Source organism: Ruegeria sp. CDSC002 (genome assembly GCF_059610905.1).
Window position 1 is genome coordinate 264,967 of sequence record NZ_JBXWOM010000001.1, and the last position, 15,842, is coordinate 280,808.

Sequence of the window (15,842 nt, forward strand, 5' to 3'; positions counted from 1 at the left end):
CGCGCCAAACGCGTTGTCCTTACCCGTCCGGGGGGACAGGCGCTTTTGGGGTGGTGTCTTGTCAGGGCGATTTCGGACGGCGCGCGGCAGGGTCTGGCGCTGTGGCCCCCTGCCCGTATACTCAATCGTTGCGCGCGCGTCATCGCGGTTCTTCTCCGACAGGCGCAGATCTAACCGCCGCCTGCCCATTTATTCCTTTCGCCCGCTGATGCGGGCTCAGGCGTTCATCTGCCCCTATGGGGCATAATCGGTCTGCTTTGCCTTGCGGGATTGATCACCATCAACGGCAGAGCAGCGAAACTCAAAGATTCGGGACTTTTGGGCGCAAATTAGCCCTGCCCGTCCAGATACAATAAAAGCAGTCCTGTGGAAAACACAATGGGCAAACTGCGAGAAGAACAATACAAAGCCCCGGGATCACTTCATCTGGCCAGAAATATCCCGGGGGTAATTTGAGCCGCAGGCTCAAGAGGGGGCTAGCCCCCTCTCTTTCTCACAAATAGTCCGAGCGCTGCAGCCCGTATTTCGCCATTTTCTCGTTCAAGGTCCGGCGTGGCAGGCAAAGTTCGTCCATCACAGACGCAATCGATCCCTTGTGCCGCCGCATTGTATTGTCGATCAGCATCCGTTCGAACGCCTCGACATACTCCTTAAGCGGTTTGCCTTCGGTCGTCATGACCGGCTGCATTTCTTCGTGATCGGACATCAACAACGACGCAATCGTCCCCGACCCACGCCGCGATTGAAGAACAGCCCGTTCCGCGATGTTGATCAACTGCCGCACATTTCCCGGCCATGGCGCCTGTAACAGCTGCGCTGCCTCTTGGGCACTCACCTGCGGCGCTTCGCAGCCGTACTCTTCAGAAAACTGCTCGCTCAGACGGGTGAACAGCGTCAGGATGTCCTCGCCACGCTGACGCAATGGCGGCATCGTGATCCGCAGCGCCGCCAGGCGATAGAACAGGTCCGGACGCAGAACGTCTTCGCTGGTCTTTCCTGCTTCCTGAAGGTTGGAAATCGCAATGATCCGCGTTTCAGCCGGAGTGCCCTGATCATTCATCACGCTCAACAGGCGGGCCTGCAGCGTATCGCTCAGTGCTTCCACGTCTTCCAGCACAAGTGTACCGCCCCGCGCCTCTTCGATCGCAGGCAACTGCGCATCTTCCGGCATCATTGGGCCAAACAGGCGTTTCGACAGCGCCTCTTCCTCAAGCGCTGCACAGGACACCAGTACAAACTTCTTGCCAGCGCGGCTGCCAACCGCGTGCAACGCGTGAGCCACGAGTGTCTTACCGGTGCCGGTCTCACCATCGATCAGTACATGGCCATCGGCCTGGCCCAGATCGAGGATATCTTCGCGCAGACGCTCCATGACCGGGCTGGCCCCGATCAGTTTGTTCATGATCTGGGTTCCACCTGACAGTTCGCGCCGCAGGGCACGGTTGTCCAAGGTCAGTCGGCGCGCGTTGCTGGCGCGTTTGGCCAGTTCCGACATGCGATCAGGGTTAAAAGGCTTTTCAAGGAAATCAAACGCCCCTACGCGCATCGCTTCCACTGCCATTGGCACATCGCCATGGCCAGTGATCATGATGACCGGCAACGTGCTGTCAGCCCCCATCAGCTTTTTCAGGAGCTGAATGCCGTCCATGCCCGGCATTTTGATATCCGAGATCACGATACCCGGATATTCCGGTCCCAACACTTTCAGCGCGTCCTCTGCGCTGGCGAAGGTTTCCGTGTCATATCCCGACAGTGCCAGCCATTGGCTGATCGACTGGCGCATGTCCTGTTCGTCATCCACAATGGCGATCTTCATGGCCTGTGCCATAGTCATTCCTCGTTATTCCGCGGCCTCAAGGCCGTCGCTTCCCAGTATCGGCAACTGCATCTCGAACACGGCCCCGCCTTGCGGGCTGTTTCGTGCTGTCAGCCGTCCACCATGGTCGTTTACGATCCCGGATGAGATGGCAAGCCCCAGACCGACCCCGTCGCCGGGCTGTTTCGTAGTATAGAACGGTTCGAACAGGTTTTCGATGTTCTCGATTCCATAGCCGTTGTCGCGCACTGTCAGCACCGCCGTATCGCCCGCTGCCAGTATGATTTCGACATCCGGTTCGGATACTGATTTGGTGGCGTCCAGAGCATTGCGCAAGAGGTTCACCATCACCTGCTCGATCCGCATCCGGTCCCCCATCACAGACACCGGTTCATCGGGCAGTATCTGGGTGATCTTGACGTGACGCTGGCGCAGCTGCGGCTCCATCATGGAGAGGGACGCTGCCAGCGCTTCACTAAGGTTTACTGGGGAAAACGTATCCGCACCCTTCCGCGCATAGGATTTGAGCTGACGGGTAATCGCCCCCATCCTTTCGATCAAACCATCGATCCGACCAAAGCTTGCCAGCGCCTCTTCCGGCCGGTTCCGACGCAGCAAAAGACGTGCGCCAGCCAGGTAGGTTTTCATTGCAGCCAGAGGTTGATTTAGCTCATGGCTCACGGCCGCCGACATCTCGCCCAAAGCGGCCAGTTTCGAGCTTTGCGCCAGCGTCTGTTCGGCAACTTCCAGTGTTTTTTCAACCCGTTCCCGCTCAGCAATTTCCCGCTTTAGCCTTGAGTTCAATGCGCGAAGCTCTGCCGACTCGCGTTGGAACAACGCCATGCGGAACGTGGCTCGGCGGCTAAGCGCGTAGAAGGCCAAGGCCAGAAGAATCGCAAAACCCATGATCTCAAGCGCGATAACACTGTTCACTTTTTCCCGAATCGACTCGTAGGTGGTGAACGAGGTCATTTTCCAACCGCGAAACGGGATGCGCGTTTCCATCCGCATCACTGCCTCGCCCTGCAGGTAGGCGTCTGGCGGCAAGGCGGTCCAGTCGGTCGTGGCACGAATTGCACGCTGGATAGCACCTTGCGCCGGCTGGCGCAGCAATGCGGCGTTTTCTTCAAGCCCGCGCCATTGCGGTTCAGTCGACAGAATGATCGTCCCGGTGCTGTCCGTCACCATCACAGCGTCGGAAATACCTGCCCAGGCGCGCTCGAATTTCTGCAGGTCAACTTCGACCACGATAACGCCGAGAACCTCGGCGTTCGCCTCCATTCGTCTTGAATAGACAAAGCTGTAGCCGCCCGAATCTTTTTCAATTACCGTGAATATTGTCGAATTCGCCCGCACCGCATCAATGAAATACGGCGAACTCCGGTGTGGCTCTCCCAAACGCGCGCGATCAGTGGCCGCAACAGTACGGCCATCACCGTCCAGCAACATCAGCGAGGCCGCGCCGATCTCTTCAACAAACGAGATCAAACGCTGGGTGGACAGCGAATAATCACTGGACTGCAGCGCGGAAATCAATGTGGGGTCGCGCGCTAAAAGCTGCGGAACAATTGCATTTCGGCGCAGTTCGCTCAGCAAGTTGCCTGAATACAGCGCCAGTCGCACTTCGGCCCGGTTTCGTGTGGATTCGGTAAACCGGTCCGTCAGTAGACGGTTGGTTACATAAACCGTGGTAACCGTTGCGATCAAAAGAAAGATAACCGCCAAGCGCAGCCGCCAACCCAATGGCGCACCACGAAACGGTTTTGTCAGAAAGGACCAGCCAGAGCGAACTTCGGAACTCATCCCGGAAAGTTACGCGGGCTGGATCGTAAGCTCAAGTCACGCCGGAGCAAGAACGCCAGACAATGCGCGGAACAATGCCGTTCCGTCCGTTCCGCCATGGCCGTCGTCTGCCGCACGTTCAGGGTGTGGCATCATTCCCAGCACCCGACGGTTTTCAGACAGGATACCGGCAATATCTCCGACCGAGCCGTTCGGATTCTCGGTATAGGTGAACGCGACCCGATCCTGATCCTGCAGTTTGGCCAGTGTGGCGTCATCCGCAAAATAGTTACCATCATGGTGCGCGATCGGAATACCGATCACATCGCCCGCATTGTAACCTTCGGTGAAGGCACTGTCGCTGGTTTCCACCTTCAGGCCAACCGTGCGGCAGATGTATTTCAGACCGGCATTTCGCAGCAACGCACCCGGCAGGATGCCGGTTTCTGTCAGGATCTGAAACCCATTGCAAACACCAACGGCATAACCGCCACGTTTTGTATGATCGACCACGGCCTTGCAGATCGGCGACTGTGCGGCGATGGCACCGCAGCGCAGGTAGTCGCCGTAGGAAAAGCCACCCGGAACACCGACGATATCCACACCTTCGGGCAGCGCGGCGTCCTTGTGCCAGACCATATCGACCTGAAAACCAGCCTGTTCGAAAGCGACGGCAAGATCCCGATCACAATTGGACCCTGGGAATACGATGACAGCTGCGCGCATGGCGGGGCCTCCGGGGATAAGGTTCAGACCAGTTCGACTTCGTAGCGTTCGATGACCGTGTTGGCCAACAGCTTTTCGCACATCTCGGTGATGTCCGCCTCGGTCGCGCCTTCGGCCAGCTCAAGGTCGATCACCTTGCCCTGCCGCACACCTTCGACCTGATCAAAGCCCATGGCACCCAATGCGTGACGCACCGCCTCACCCTGCGGGTCGAGGACCCCGTTCTTGAGCATTACATGCACACGTGCTTTCATTCGCGCAACTCCAGCTGAGGGCCGATGTTGTCGGCCCGTTCCGTTGCGCGGGGGATAACGCGCTGGAAGGCGTTCGACAACCCTTCTTGAGGTGGGCAGATGACCGCACTTACACCCGCTACCCGCCACCACCGGAATTCAAACCGGGATAGTGCGCGTCGATTGCATTGAACGTGCCTGTCAAAACCATCTCGATTGCGACCGCCACAAGTATGAGAGCCATGACCCGGGTGATGACATTAATCATCGTCATACCCAATAGGCGCGAGATCGGATCGGCGAACAACAAGCCAAGGCCAACGATCAAACAGGCGATCACGATTGCCGTTCCAAGGGTTACTACTTCGGCACCATCGCTAAGCGTATGAGAGTAAACGATTGTTATCGCAATAGTGCCAGGCCCGATAGTCAACGGAATAGCAAGCGGTACAACGGCGATGTTTTCTTTTTTCCTATGCCCATCCTCTACAGCTTGCTGATCCCCTTGTGACCTGTCCGAAGCGTTCAGCATCGACATACCAATTCCGAAGATGATTAGCCCCCCGGCAATACGGAACGAAGGTATGTCGATCCCGAACACAGCCAGGATCTCTTCTCCGATCACAACCGCTATCAGGCCGACTATGATCACTGTCCCCGTCACGATAAACGCTACCCGCCGGCGTTCGGGGGCCGAATATCCTTTCGTCATGCTAAGAAAAATCGGGATTCCGTAGAGCGGGTTGAAAATAGCCAGAAGGGCTGCAAGGAATTTTAGAAAAACTGCCTGATCAAACAATTCGGCCATGTATAGCGCCACCCTCGTTTTCGTATTTGCCCGACAATGCCGGACAACCGGTAACCCTGTCAAACCGCTAGATACAAAGAAAAAAGCACCGCTTTGGGTAAAGCGGTGCTTTTAACAATATGCGGTTCGCCTGTGTGATCAGTTGATCAGCGTAGGCTTAGCGACGTTACTTTTCGGCAAAACGCCCAGCCGGCGTGCGACTTCGGAATACGCGTCCGTCAGACTGCCCAGATCGCGGCGGAATACGTCTTTGTCCAGTTTTTGACCGGTTTCGATATCCCACAGACGGCAACTGTCGGGGCTGATTTCATCGGCCACGATCAAACGCTGGAAATCCCCGTCATAAACACGGCCAATCTCGATCTTGAAATCGACCAGACGAATGCCGACAGCCAGCATCATGCCGCTCATAAAATCATTGACGCGCAGCGCGAGGCTCAGGATATCGTCCATGTCCTGTTGGCTGGCCCAGCCAAAGGCGGCGATGTGTTCCTCAGTAACCAGCGGATCACCCAACGCGTCGTCTTTATAGCAATATTCGACAATTGGGCGCGGCAGTTGCGTACCTTCGGCAATGCCCAAACGTTTCGACATTGTTCCCGCGGCATAGTTGCGAACTATGATTTCAAGCGGAACAATCTCGCAATTGCGCACCAATTGCTCACGCATGTTCAGGCGACGGATGAAATGGGTCGGAACGCCAATCTGGTTGAGGCCGGTCATGAAGAACTCGCTCAGGCGGTTGTTCAGCACGCCCTTACCGTCGATGACATCTTTCTTTTCCGCATTAAACGCGGTGGCATCATCCTTGAAGTACTGCACAATGGTGCCAGGCTCTGGGCCTTCATACAGAATTTTGGCCTTACCTTCGTAGATCTTTTTGCGACGCGCCATGAGCGACCTTTCCAGTCCGGGGCGAGGGAATGAGTCCCTTCGCGTTGGCGCCCTCATAGTCCAAGCCCCCCTTTCCCGCAAGTTCAGCGGACCGAGAGGCTTTGACGCAGCGCAATTCCCTTGCACAGGCGCTCAGCTATAGTCATATCATCAATTAAGAAGATGTAAGCTATGAGGTCCACAAACAATGACCACTTTTGACGAACGCGAAAACGCTTTTGAAGCAAAATTCGCTCATGACGAAGAAATGCAGTTCAAAGCACAGGCGCGCTGCAACAGATTGCTGGGCCTCTGGGCCGCAGAAAAGATGGGCAAGTCCGGCGAGGACGCCGAAGCCTATGCCAAAACCGTAGTAATCGCCGATTTCGAAGAGGCCGGGCACGAAGATGTCGTGCGCAAAGTCGCCGGTGATTTGGGCGCGCTGTCGTCCGATGAGGAAATCCGCGCAAAAATGGCCGAGCTTTTGCCCCAAGCCAAAGCGCAGGTCCTGAGCGAAACCGAATAAAAAAACACTCGGCTCATGATCTTCATGAGTTTTATGAATTTGATTTGATGCCCCGGTCATGAGACACGGGGCGTCTCTATTTTTAACGGCCCCATTCGGCTATTTGGGAATACCCCCATGACAAATGCGCTCAATAAACTTCTGGAAACAAATGATGCTTTGCTGGCCGATGGTGCCACGGGCACGAACTTGTTCAATATGGGCCTGCAATCAGGTGACGCGCCCGAGCTGTGGAATGTCGAAGCACCGGATAAAATCCGCGCTTTGTACCAAGGTTCGGTTGACGCCGGCAGCGACTTGTTTCTGACCAACACCTTCGGCGGCACATCCGCGCGCCTGAAATTGCACGACGCCCAGAACCGGGTTGGTGAGTTGAATCGGATCGGTGCCGAACTGGGCCGTGAAGTGGCGGACAAATCTGGTCGCACCGTTGTTGTCGCAGGCTCTGTTGGTCCGACCGGTGAGATCATGGAACCTATTGGCAGCCTGTCCCATGCCGGCGCTGTTGAGATGTTTCACGAGCAAGCCGAAGCGCTGAAGGAAGGTGGCGCGGACGTTCTATGGGTCGAAACCATCAGCGCACCCGAAGAATTCAGAGCGGCAGCAGAAGCTTTTGCGCTGGCCGACATGCCCTGGTGTGGCACCATGAGCTTTGACACTGCCGGACGTACTATGATGGGTGTGACCTCCGCAGATCTGGCTCAATTGGTCGAAACCCTGCCCAATCCGCCGATTGCATTCGGTGCCAACTGCGGCACGGGCGCGTCGGACATCCTGCGCACGGTTCTTGGATTTGCGGCTCAGGGAACCGAACGTCCGGTGATTTCCAAAGGCAACGCGGGTATCCCGAAATATGTCGATGGCCATATCCACTATGACGGCACGCCTGAATTGATGGGGCAGTACGCCGCGATGGCACGGGATGCGGGTGCCACGATCATCGGCGGGTGCTGTGGCACCATGCCAGATCACCTGCGCAAAATGCGCGAGGCACTGGATACAACCAGCCGCGGCACGCGCCCGACGCTGGATCAGATCACGGATGCTTTAGGCCCGTTCTCATCAGCTTCGGACGGTACCGGAGACGATGCGGCAGTGCCTGAACGGCGCAATCGCCGCCGCCGCCGCGCTTAAATCTTTCAGCGCCCCTCGAATTTCGGGGGGCGTTTTTCCATGAAGGCAACTACCCCTTCGGCAAAGTCGCGCGAACGGCCACAGTCGCCCTGCAAATGCGCCTCCATCTCCAGTTGCTGCGGCAGAGTGTTGTCGTAAGTTCCGCGGATTGCCCGTTTGATCGCGCCAAACGCGGTGGTCGGTCCGTTTGCCAGATAGGCAGCTCGCTTGCGCCAATGCGCGTCGAAATCGTCGTCAGCCACCGCTTCCCAGATCATTCCCCATTCGTCCGCCTGTCTGGCACTGACCTTGTCGGCAAACAGCGCAGCGCCCATGGCCTTGGCGAACCCCATCTGGCGTGGCAGGAACCATGTGCCGCCCGCGTCCGGCATCAGGCCGATACGGGAAAACGCCTGCAGGAAATACGCGCTTTCAGTCGCAATCACCACATCGGCGCTGAGCGCAATGTTCGCCCCGGCCCCGGCTGCTGGTCCATTGACGGCTGCGATGGTTGGGACCGGACAGTTGTAGATGGATTCCAGCATGGGATCGTATTCGTCGCGCAGTGTGCGTTCCAGATCAATCCGGCCAGTGCTGGAAGAATCGCCGAGGTCCTGACCCGAGCAGAAGGCGCCCCCTGCCCCTGTCAACACGATTGCCCGCGCATGCCGGGCTGCATGTGTCATCGCATGGGTGACCTCGGCCCGCATCTGTGCGGTCAGCGCGTTCATCTTGTCGGGCCGGTTCAGGGTTACCACCGCCAGATTGTCAGTGATATCCAGCAGTATAGCCTCATAGTCCATGTAGTCCTCTCCCCATGCTCACGGCATTAGGGAACCCTGACTCAATTCAAGACGAAGGGAAAGAAATACGGTGGGTCAGTCGTCAAGAATCTGGCGCAGGCGTTCTTTCTCAGCTTCGCTGAGGCCGTCCTTGACTTCCGTGCCCACCGCCTGAGATCGGTTGCGTAAAAAACTCCAGCCTATCACGGCGGCGATCAACAGCATGATCGGACCGGCCAGCCAAAGCATCAGGTTCGCCCCTGTAACCGTAGGCTTTAACAGAACGTATTCACCGTAACGATCCACGATAAAATCGACCGCTTCCTCATCGGTATCGCCCGCGACCAGCCGTTCGCGCAGCAGCAGGCGCAGGTCGCGAGCAAGTTCGGCATTGCTTTCGTCGATGCTTTCATTGCGGCAGACAAGGCAGCGCAGACCGGTGCTTAGGTCACGCGCGCGTTGCTCCAGGACCGGATCCTCCAGTACCTCGTCTGGCTGCACCGCAAACAAGGGCGATGCGATCAGGGCGAAAATCAGGATCAGACGCTTCATTCCGCCGGTACTCCACCCGAGGGTGCTTTGCGCGCACCCGCTGCCACCCGGAACCTGCGGTCAGTCAAGCTCAGAAGCCCGCCCAATGCCATCAGGATACATCCGCCCCAGATCCAGTTGGCCAGAGGTTTGATGTAAGTCCGCATGACCCAACCACCATCGGCTTGCTGGTCCCCTATCACGACATAGAGGTCGCCCCAAAAGCGATAGTCGATCGCCGCCTCGGTAGTAGGCATCCGGGCAACGGGGTAATTGCGTTTCTCGGGATGCAGCGTGCCCATAGACCGACCGCTCTTTTCAACCTGAACATCCGCAGTGGTTGAAAAATAGTTCGGTCCTTGCACGTCGCGGACATTTTCAAGCGTCAGTGTGAACTGCCCAACTTCAAACGGCTGACCGGGCTGCGCAACGCGGATATCTTCAACCTCCCACGCGGTCAGACCGGCAATGGCAAAGATGGTCACGCCAAGACCGGTATGAGCCACCGCTTTACCCCAGTCCGCGCCCGGCAAACGGAACAGACGTTGGATGCTGCCCTTGCGACCAGTGCGGCTCCACAAGTCAACGGCCGCACCTAAAGTGATCCAGGCTCCTAGAAACAGTCCGATTGGCCCAAGGGCGCTGCGTCCGGTCTGCATAACCCAGACCAACAGGGCCAACGCGACCGACAAGATGAACACATAGCGCAGGGAATAGGCCGTCTTGCCCAATTTGCCCCGTTTCCATGGCAACATGGACCCTATCGGCAAAGCAATTCCCAAGGCCACCATGAAGGGCGTGAAGGCCGCGTTGAAGAATGGCGCCCCGACCGAGAGCTTACGGTCGAACGCCATCTCGGCAACCATCGGCCACATCGTTCCGAAGAATACCACGAAACAGCTGACCGCCAGCAGGATGTTGTTTAGAATCAACGCGCTTTCGCGGCTGACCACGCTGAACACACCCTTTGCCTCCATCGCTTGTGCGCGGGCCGCGAACAGGGTCAGTGCCCCACCGATGAAAAGCACCAGAATGATCAGGATAAAGACGCCGCGTTCCGGGTCATTTGCAAAGGCATGTACAGAAGTCAGCAAGCCCGACCGCACGATGAATGTCCCGATCAGCGAAAAGCCAAATGCGATGATGGCCAACAGGATGGTCCAGCTTTTCAACGCTTCGCGTTTTTCAACCACGATGGCGGAATGCAACAGGGCAGCGGCCAAAAGCCATGGCATGAACGAGGCGTTTTCCACCGGGTCCCAGAACCAGAAACCACCCCAACCCAGCTCGTAATAGGCCCACCATGATCCCAGAGCGATGCCAATGGTCAGGAATATCCACGCGGCGAGGGTCCACGGACGCACCCAGCGGCCCCATGCGGCATCAACGCGCCCTTCAATCAGGGCCGCCACAGCAAAACTGAATGCCATGCTCAGCCCCACATAACCCAGATACAGGAACGGCGGATGGAAGGCCAAGCCGGGATCCTGCAACAACGGGTTCAGGTCGCGACCGTCAAACGGGGCGACGATCAGCCGATCAAAGGGGTTCGAGGTAAACAGGATGAACGCAAAAAACGCCACCGCAATCATCGATTGAACCGACAAAACCCGCGCTTTCAATGTCGGTGGCAAGCCACCTCCGAAAAACGCAGCCATCGCTCCGAACAATGACACGATAAGAACCCACAACAGCATCGAGCCCTCGTGGTTTCCCCACGTCCCGCTGATCTTGTACAGCATCGGCTTGGCCGAATGGCTGTTCTCGACGACCACACGCAGGGAAAAGTCCGAAGTCACGAACGCCCAGACCAAGGCTCCGAACGAGAAAGAAACCAGCAAGAACTGGACGATTGCCGCGGGTTCCGCGACCCCCATCCAGCCGACCCAGCGTTTGGCTGCGCCGATCAAGGGGACGATCGACTGCACGATTGCGACGAGGAAGGCGAGGATCAGGGCGAAATGGCCAAGTTCTGTAATCATGCCCCGGATATAATCCTGTTGCGTGACAAGCACCAATCACTTTCGCCCTCTTGCCGCGAACATAGTGTCGCGGGTCAGCCGGCCCTTTTGCGCCGCCATGCCTCTAACGCAGGGTTTTCGTCGGATTTTATTGTGTCTGCTGTTAGTGCCGCGTCCGGGCCGGGTTTGGCCACACCCACGCTGTCGCTACGCATCGCCGCCAGCGCCTTTAGGTTCCCAACCACTTGCGGAGTGCGCATCATAGTGGCGGAAATTTCGCGTTGCAATTCTTGCACCTTGGCCTGATGCCGCGCGCCGAAATAAAAGGACACAATCACCCCCAGCAACCACCACAACGGCTCGGGCACCAGGGCGATCCCCTGCATGCGCGCCGAAAACCAGATCGGATCGACCATGGCCGCAACAAAAAGGCCAAGCGTTCCCAGTGCCATCGCGGGCCTCGGCAGGCGGTTAAGCCCGTCGACAAACCGATCAAACGGAGCTTTTCCAGCGCCATGGAATTCTGCCGCGAACTGGCTGACGGCCTGCTGTCGAACCTGCAAACCCCTCTCGGCGCCGCTTTCGGCATTTTCCCGAAAGACTTCGACAGTTTCGCGTATGATGTTGCGCTCGTTTCCAAACAGAAAAGCCAAAATACCCGAGATCAATCCCATCGTGAAATCCTTTTTTGAAACTCTGTGTCCGTCAGATGATAGGAGGGCGAAACAAACTCTTCCGCTCGTCGGATCCAGCCCCCTTTACCGCCCGCCCTGCTACGCGCGTATTTGCGGGACGCGGGCCTTCGGTCCGCAAGACGGAAATAATAGTTGCGGCGCGCGACCCCATAGGCATCTGCGAACGTTACCGGGTCGGACTTGGCCGCGCTTTGGCATGCCCGTGCTGTCTGTGGCCCGACAACACCGTCAACGACTACGTCGAATCCCATTTCGCGCAACAATCGCTGCAGAATGCGGACTGCCTGCGCACCTGCATTGACGTACATGTCAAACACCGAGGGTTGGACCATCTTGGGCAACAGCCTCAGGCGTGGAAGCTCAAAATAATGTCGGACGAAAATATCAACGGCCTGCGCTTTGCTGAGCCTTCGCACATCCGTTTGGTCCACCACCCCATCACTAGACAAATCCAGACCCAGACGCCGCATGGTATGAACGGTCACACCATAGTTCGTTGCGCCGCCCGGATCATCCGGGTCATCTACGAACCCGCCCTCTCGCCCCACGATCTCAGTCGCAATTTGCCGAACCGTCTGCATCGCACCCTCCGCCTGTGATTGCGCAAAGGCTCGGGTAAATTCGTTAACACGTGGCAATTAAAAAGGGCGCTGAGTGTCATGTGCACGCAACGCCCTTGTTTTCAAACTAGAATTCGGTCCTGGATCAGCCTCCGTCGACCTCCTTATAGACACCCTGTTCCTTCAAGGCATCTACGACCTCTTTCGGCATGTAGGTTTCATCGTGTTTGGCAAGAATTTCAGTGGCTTCGAAAACGCCATTTACGTAAGATCCGGTGCCGATCATTCCCTGATTTTCTGTGAACAGGTCCGGCAGAACGCCGGTAAAGGCTACGGGAACACTATCGCCGCCATCGGTCACGACGAAGCGTACCGTCTTGCCCTGCCCCCGCACGATCGAGCCTTCTTCGACCAGTCCGCCAATCCGAAATACTTCGGTCGGCTTGGGGGGCTCGGCGATCACCTGGCTGGGTGAACGGAAGAAATTGATGCCGTCCCGCATGGCATACCCAATCAACGCCGTCGACAGCGCCAAAGCGACAGCTGCCAGCACAATAACCTGAATTCGACGACGTTTCTTGAGCGTTTTCATACCGTCCTCACGGGAACAAGGGGGCCATCATCAGGCCCCGGGTTTCATCCTCACCTAACATCAGGTTAGCGTTCTGCAAGGCTTGCCCACTGCTACCTTTTGTCAGGTTATCCAACGCGCCAATCACAATGGCCCGGCGTTCTATCCGATCTGCCACCACACCGACATGGCAGAAGTTCGATCCCCGCACATGGTGGGTCGAAGGTGCCTCGCCAAAGGGCAGCATCTGGATAAAGGGTTCGTCTACGTAAGCCTTTGCCAGCGCCTCATATACGCTGCTCGGATCACCCTTGACATAAGTCGTTGCCAGAATACCCCGGTTGGCCGGGATCAGGTGTGGTGTGAATTGCACATGAACGGTCCGCCCGGCCAGAGCCGAGAATTCCTGATCAAACTCACCCAGATGTCGATGCGTGCCACCAACCGCATAGGCGTTGTAACCTTCGCTAAGCTCTGCATGCAGCAGGTTTTCCTTCAGCGACCGCCCTGCCCCGGACACAGCGCATTTCAGATCCAACACAATATCGTCCAGATCAATGACGCCGGCCGAAATCAGCGGGCGCAGCACGTACTGACCAGTCGCCGCATTGCAGCCGGTTCCGGCCACAAGGCGCGCATTGCGGATTTCCTCCCGATAGAACTCGGTCAGGCCATAGACCGCCTCTTCCTGCTGCTCCATTGCCACGTGCGGGTTTCCGTACCACTTCTCGTACTCTTCGGGGTCGCGCAGCCTGAAATCCGCAGACAGATCGACGATCTTCAGGGTCTTGGGCAAGTCCCGAATGACCTCTTGGCTGGTTTTATGCGGCAGCGCGCAAAAACACAGGTCGACTTGCGAAAAGTCGATCTCGGAGATTTTGCACAGATCCGGCAAGTCCATGTGCCGCAGATGCGGAAAGACCTGCGCCATCGACTGACCAGCCTTACGCTCGGCTGCCAGCGCGACGATGTCCATATTCGGGTGCTCAGCGATCAGCCGCACCAGTTCAGCGCCGGTATAACCAGATGCGCCCAAAATTGCGATTCTATGGGGCATGTGAGACCTCTTGTTTCAGTGTGTCACAGGATACGATCGCCGGTGTGACGGTCGTTGAACTACGGGATCAAACAGGCTGCGTCCTTGACCTAAGTCAGGCAGCCTCGAAGGTGATTTGTCGTCGGAGGAATTGCGTCGCCCTGTCACTGACAAACGCGGGCTTGCCGGTGGTTAAAAATCCACCCTCGCCGTTTCCTTGCATTTTCGGGTGCCGTTGCAGGTAGTCCGCAAGGCTTTCGGCCACCAGATCACCCTGACTGTAAACCTGTACATTCGACCCCAGCGCCTTTTGGAAGGTCTCAGCCATCAACGGGTAGTGGGTACAGCCTAGAATCGCGGCTTGCGGTTCCGGCATCTTGCGCCTTAGCGCGTCCACATGGGACCGAACCAGCGCTTCTGCCAGGATCATGTCGCCGTCTTCAATCGCGTCTACGACGCCTCCACAGGCCTGCGCTTCAACATCCACGCCGATGGCCCGAAACGCCAGTTCCCGCTGAAAGGCCCGACTGGACACTGTGGCAGGCGTTGCAAACAGGGCCACGTGCTTGACCGCAACCTCGCGTGGCGGGCTATTGTCGCCCCACTGCCGTTCCGTCAGTGCTTCGATCAGCGGCACAAAGACGCCGAGCACGCGTTTGCCTTCTGGCACCCCCTCTTCCTGCATCCGGCGTAACGCCGCAGCACTAGCAGTATTGCAGGCGAGAATCACAAGATCACAGCCCCGGTTCCACAGATCGTTTACCGCCCTGCGTGTCAGGTCGTAAATGTTTTCAGCGTCCCGCACGCCGTAGGGCGCGTGTTCGCTGTCCGCGAAATACAGAAAATCCACGTCCGGCAGACGTTTCTGCGCGGCGTTCAGGACGGTCAAGCCGCCCAACCCGGAATCAAAGATGCCTACTGCCATTTGCCCCTTCAGGCGCGATGCCGTCCCTCAAATTCATAGCCATAGTCATAAGACTTCAGCGGCTTCGGGGACAGCTCATACGTGGCTTTGCGCAAGAAATCCATCATCTTGCGTTTGTCAGTGGATAACGGGTCCAAAACGACGCGGGAAATCGGCTCTCCGATGACCACTTTAACCGGCGTATCGACGCGTTTCTTGAACTCTTTGATTAGCAATCCCATACGCAAAGTGTTGTGCAGATGGCTGGCAATCTGGAACAAGCGCGAGGTGTGTCCGTCAAAGAAAACCGGCACGACAGTCGCGTTGGATTTAGCCACCATTCTTGCGGTAAACCCGCGCCAGCCCGGATCCATCGGATGAGAGAACGGTTTTAAGCCAGTGCTGACCGTTCCACCCGGGAATATCCCAATGGCACCGCCATCACCAAGATAGTTCAGCGCGGTTTTGCGCGTTTCAATATTCTGCTTCATCGCCTCTTTCGTTTCTTCAAACGATATCGGCAAGACAATGTTGTCCAAGTCTTCAGCCTTGCGAAACACATGGTTTGCCAGAATGCGAAAATCGCCGCGCGTTTCGGACAAAATGTGACCCATCATCATTCCGTCCAAAATGCCATAGGGATGGTTGGCAATCAGGATCAGTGGCCCGGTTCGGGGGATGTTCGACAACGACCCGCCGACCACGTCCAGCGAAAGCCCGTACCTCTCAACCATGACCGCCCAGAAATCACGCCCGTCGGCAACTTCTTTTTCATACCCGTCTGCACGCTTAATCAGGCGCATGCGACCCGTTGTATTCTCCATCAACTTAATGACCATACGCCCGCCTTTGGTTTCCGCGGAATAGGCATAAGAGATGTCACGAGCAACATGGCGGCGCGAGGGCATTTCGAACTCCGATACTT

The 15,842-nt window shown here is 57.1% G+C and carries 17 protein-coding genes; 2 read left to right on the forward strand and 15 right to left on the reverse strand.

Features of this window, described 5'->3' with window-relative positions; translation table 11 throughout:
- Positions 1-493: 493 nt before the first annotated feature.
- The 6 genes from AC2FJE_RS01435 to purC all read right to left on the reverse strand — a co-directional run bounded on the left by AC2FJE_RS01435 (position 494) and on the right by purC (position 6,259).
- Complete coding sequence (locus AC2FJE_RS01435) at positions 494-1,828, reverse strand: sigma-54-dependent transcriptional regulator (protein WP_108858689.1); 1,335 nt, start codon at positions 1,826-1,828, stop codon at positions 494-496.
- A gap of 12 nt (positions 1,829-1,840) precedes the next feature.
- Positions 1,841-3,619 carry a sensor histidine kinase gene (locus AC2FJE_RS01440; RefSeq protein ID WP_109311570.1) on the reverse strand — a complete coding sequence of 593 codons (1,779 nt, stop codon included), beginning with the start codon at positions 3,617-3,619 and terminating at the stop codon, positions 1,841-1,843.
- Between the two features lie 36 nt (positions 3,620-3,655).
- Positions 3,656-4,324 carry a phosphoribosylformylglycinamidine synthase subunit PurQ gene (gene purQ, locus AC2FJE_RS01445; protein ID WP_113790693.1) on the reverse strand — a complete coding sequence of 223 codons (669 nt, stop codon included), beginning with the start codon at positions 4,322-4,324 and terminating at the stop codon, positions 3,656-3,658.
- Between the two features lie 23 nt (positions 4,325-4,347).
- Positions 4,348-4,578: a phosphoribosylformylglycinamidine synthase subunit PurS gene (gene purS, locus AC2FJE_RS01450; RefSeq protein WP_058271544.1), complete on the reverse strand. Its 231-nt coding sequence runs from the start codon at positions 4,576-4,578 to the stop codon at positions 4,348-4,350.
- A 118-nt stretch (positions 4,579-4,696) separates the two neighbouring features.
- Complete coding sequence (locus AC2FJE_RS01455) at positions 4,697-5,365, reverse strand: MarC family protein (RefSeq protein WP_282168365.1); 669 nt, start codon at positions 5,363-5,365, stop codon at positions 4,697-4,699.
- Between the two features lie 138 nt (positions 5,366-5,503).
- Positions 5,504-6,259, reverse strand: coding sequence for a phosphoribosylaminoimidazolesuccinocarboxamide synthase (purC, locus tag AC2FJE_RS01460; protein WP_058271542.1), 756 nt, complete (start codon positions 6,257-6,259; stop codon positions 5,504-5,506).
- Between the two features lie 187 nt (positions 6,260-6,446).
- Here purC and AC2FJE_RS01465 point away from each other — a divergent pair, with 187 nt between their 5' ends.
- Both AC2FJE_RS01465 and bmt read left to right on the forward strand, forming a co-directional pair.
- Positions 6,447-6,764 (forward strand): DUF1476 domain-containing protein, encoded by a 318-nt coding sequence (locus AC2FJE_RS01465; protein ID WP_058271541.1) that lies wholly within the window; start codon positions 6,447-6,449, stop codon positions 6,762-6,764.
- A 117-nt stretch (positions 6,765-6,881) separates the two neighbouring features.
- Complete coding sequence (gene bmt, locus AC2FJE_RS01470) at positions 6,882-7,898, forward strand: betaine--homocysteine S-methyltransferase (RefSeq protein ID WP_282118503.1); 1,017 nt, start codon at positions 6,882-6,884, stop codon at positions 7,896-7,898.
- A gap of 5 nt (positions 7,899-7,903) precedes the next feature.
- Here the strand turns inward: bmt and AC2FJE_RS01475 are convergent, their stop codons facing one another.
- The 9 genes from AC2FJE_RS01475 to AC2FJE_RS01515 all read right to left on the reverse strand — a co-directional run bounded on the left by AC2FJE_RS01475 (position 7,904) and on the right by AC2FJE_RS01515 (position 15,825).
- Complete coding sequence (locus AC2FJE_RS01475; protein ID WP_282118504.1) at positions 7,904-8,680, reverse strand: enoyl-CoA hydratase-related protein; 777 nt, start codon at positions 8,678-8,680, stop codon at positions 7,904-7,906.
- 75 nt (positions 8,681-8,755) lie between these two features.
- A complete protein-coding gene (locus tag AC2FJE_RS01480; protein WP_058271538.1) occupies positions 8,756-9,211 on the reverse strand; it encodes a cytochrome c-type biogenesis protein in 456 nt (151 codons plus the stop codon).
- A complete protein-coding gene (locus AC2FJE_RS01485) occupies positions 9,208-11,172 on the reverse strand; it encodes a heme lyase CcmF/NrfE family subunit (RefSeq protein WP_108859081.1) in 1,965 nt (654 codons plus the stop codon). Before AC2FJE_RS01485 ends, AC2FJE_RS01480 begins: the two co-directional genes overlap by 4 nt.
- 74 nt (positions 11,173-11,246) lie before the next feature.
- Complete coding sequence (locus AC2FJE_RS01490; RefSeq protein WP_496760516.1) at positions 11,247-11,825, reverse strand: holin family protein; 579 nt, start codon at positions 11,823-11,825, stop codon at positions 11,247-11,249.
- The gene (locus tag AC2FJE_RS01495) at positions 11,816-12,427 is read right to left on the reverse strand and encodes a holin-associated N-acetylmuramidase (protein WP_496760518.1); all 612 of its coding nucleotides are present in this window, start codon (positions 12,425-12,427) and stop codon (positions 11,816-11,818) included. The genes AC2FJE_RS01490 and AC2FJE_RS01495 overlap by 10 nt, the downstream gene beginning before the upstream one ends.
- 124 nt (positions 12,428-12,551) lie before the next feature.
- Positions 12,552-12,998 carry a cytochrome c maturation protein CcmE gene (ccmE, locus tag AC2FJE_RS01500; protein WP_108858699.1) on the reverse strand — a complete coding sequence of 149 codons (447 nt, stop codon included), beginning with the start codon at positions 12,996-12,998 and terminating at the stop codon, positions 12,552-12,554.
- 7 nt (positions 12,999-13,005) lie between these two features.
- On the reverse strand, positions 13,006-14,034 hold the full coding sequence (gene argC, locus AC2FJE_RS01505) for an N-acetyl-gamma-glutamyl-phosphate reductase (protein WP_496760520.1): 1,029 nt from the start codon (positions 14,032-14,034) through the stop codon (positions 13,006-13,008).
- 94 nt (positions 14,035-14,128) lie between these two features.
- A complete protein-coding gene (gene murI, locus AC2FJE_RS01510) occupies positions 14,129-14,938 on the reverse strand; it encodes a glutamate racemase (RefSeq protein WP_496704275.1) in 810 nt (269 codons plus the stop codon).
- Positions 14,939-14,946: 8 nt separating this feature from the next.
- Positions 14,947-15,825 carry a lysophospholipid acyltransferase family protein gene (locus AC2FJE_RS01515; RefSeq protein ID WP_496760522.1) on the reverse strand — a complete coding sequence of 293 codons (879 nt, stop codon included), beginning with the start codon at positions 15,823-15,825 and terminating at the stop codon, positions 14,947-14,949.
- Positions 15,826-15,842: the final 17 nt, after the last annotated feature.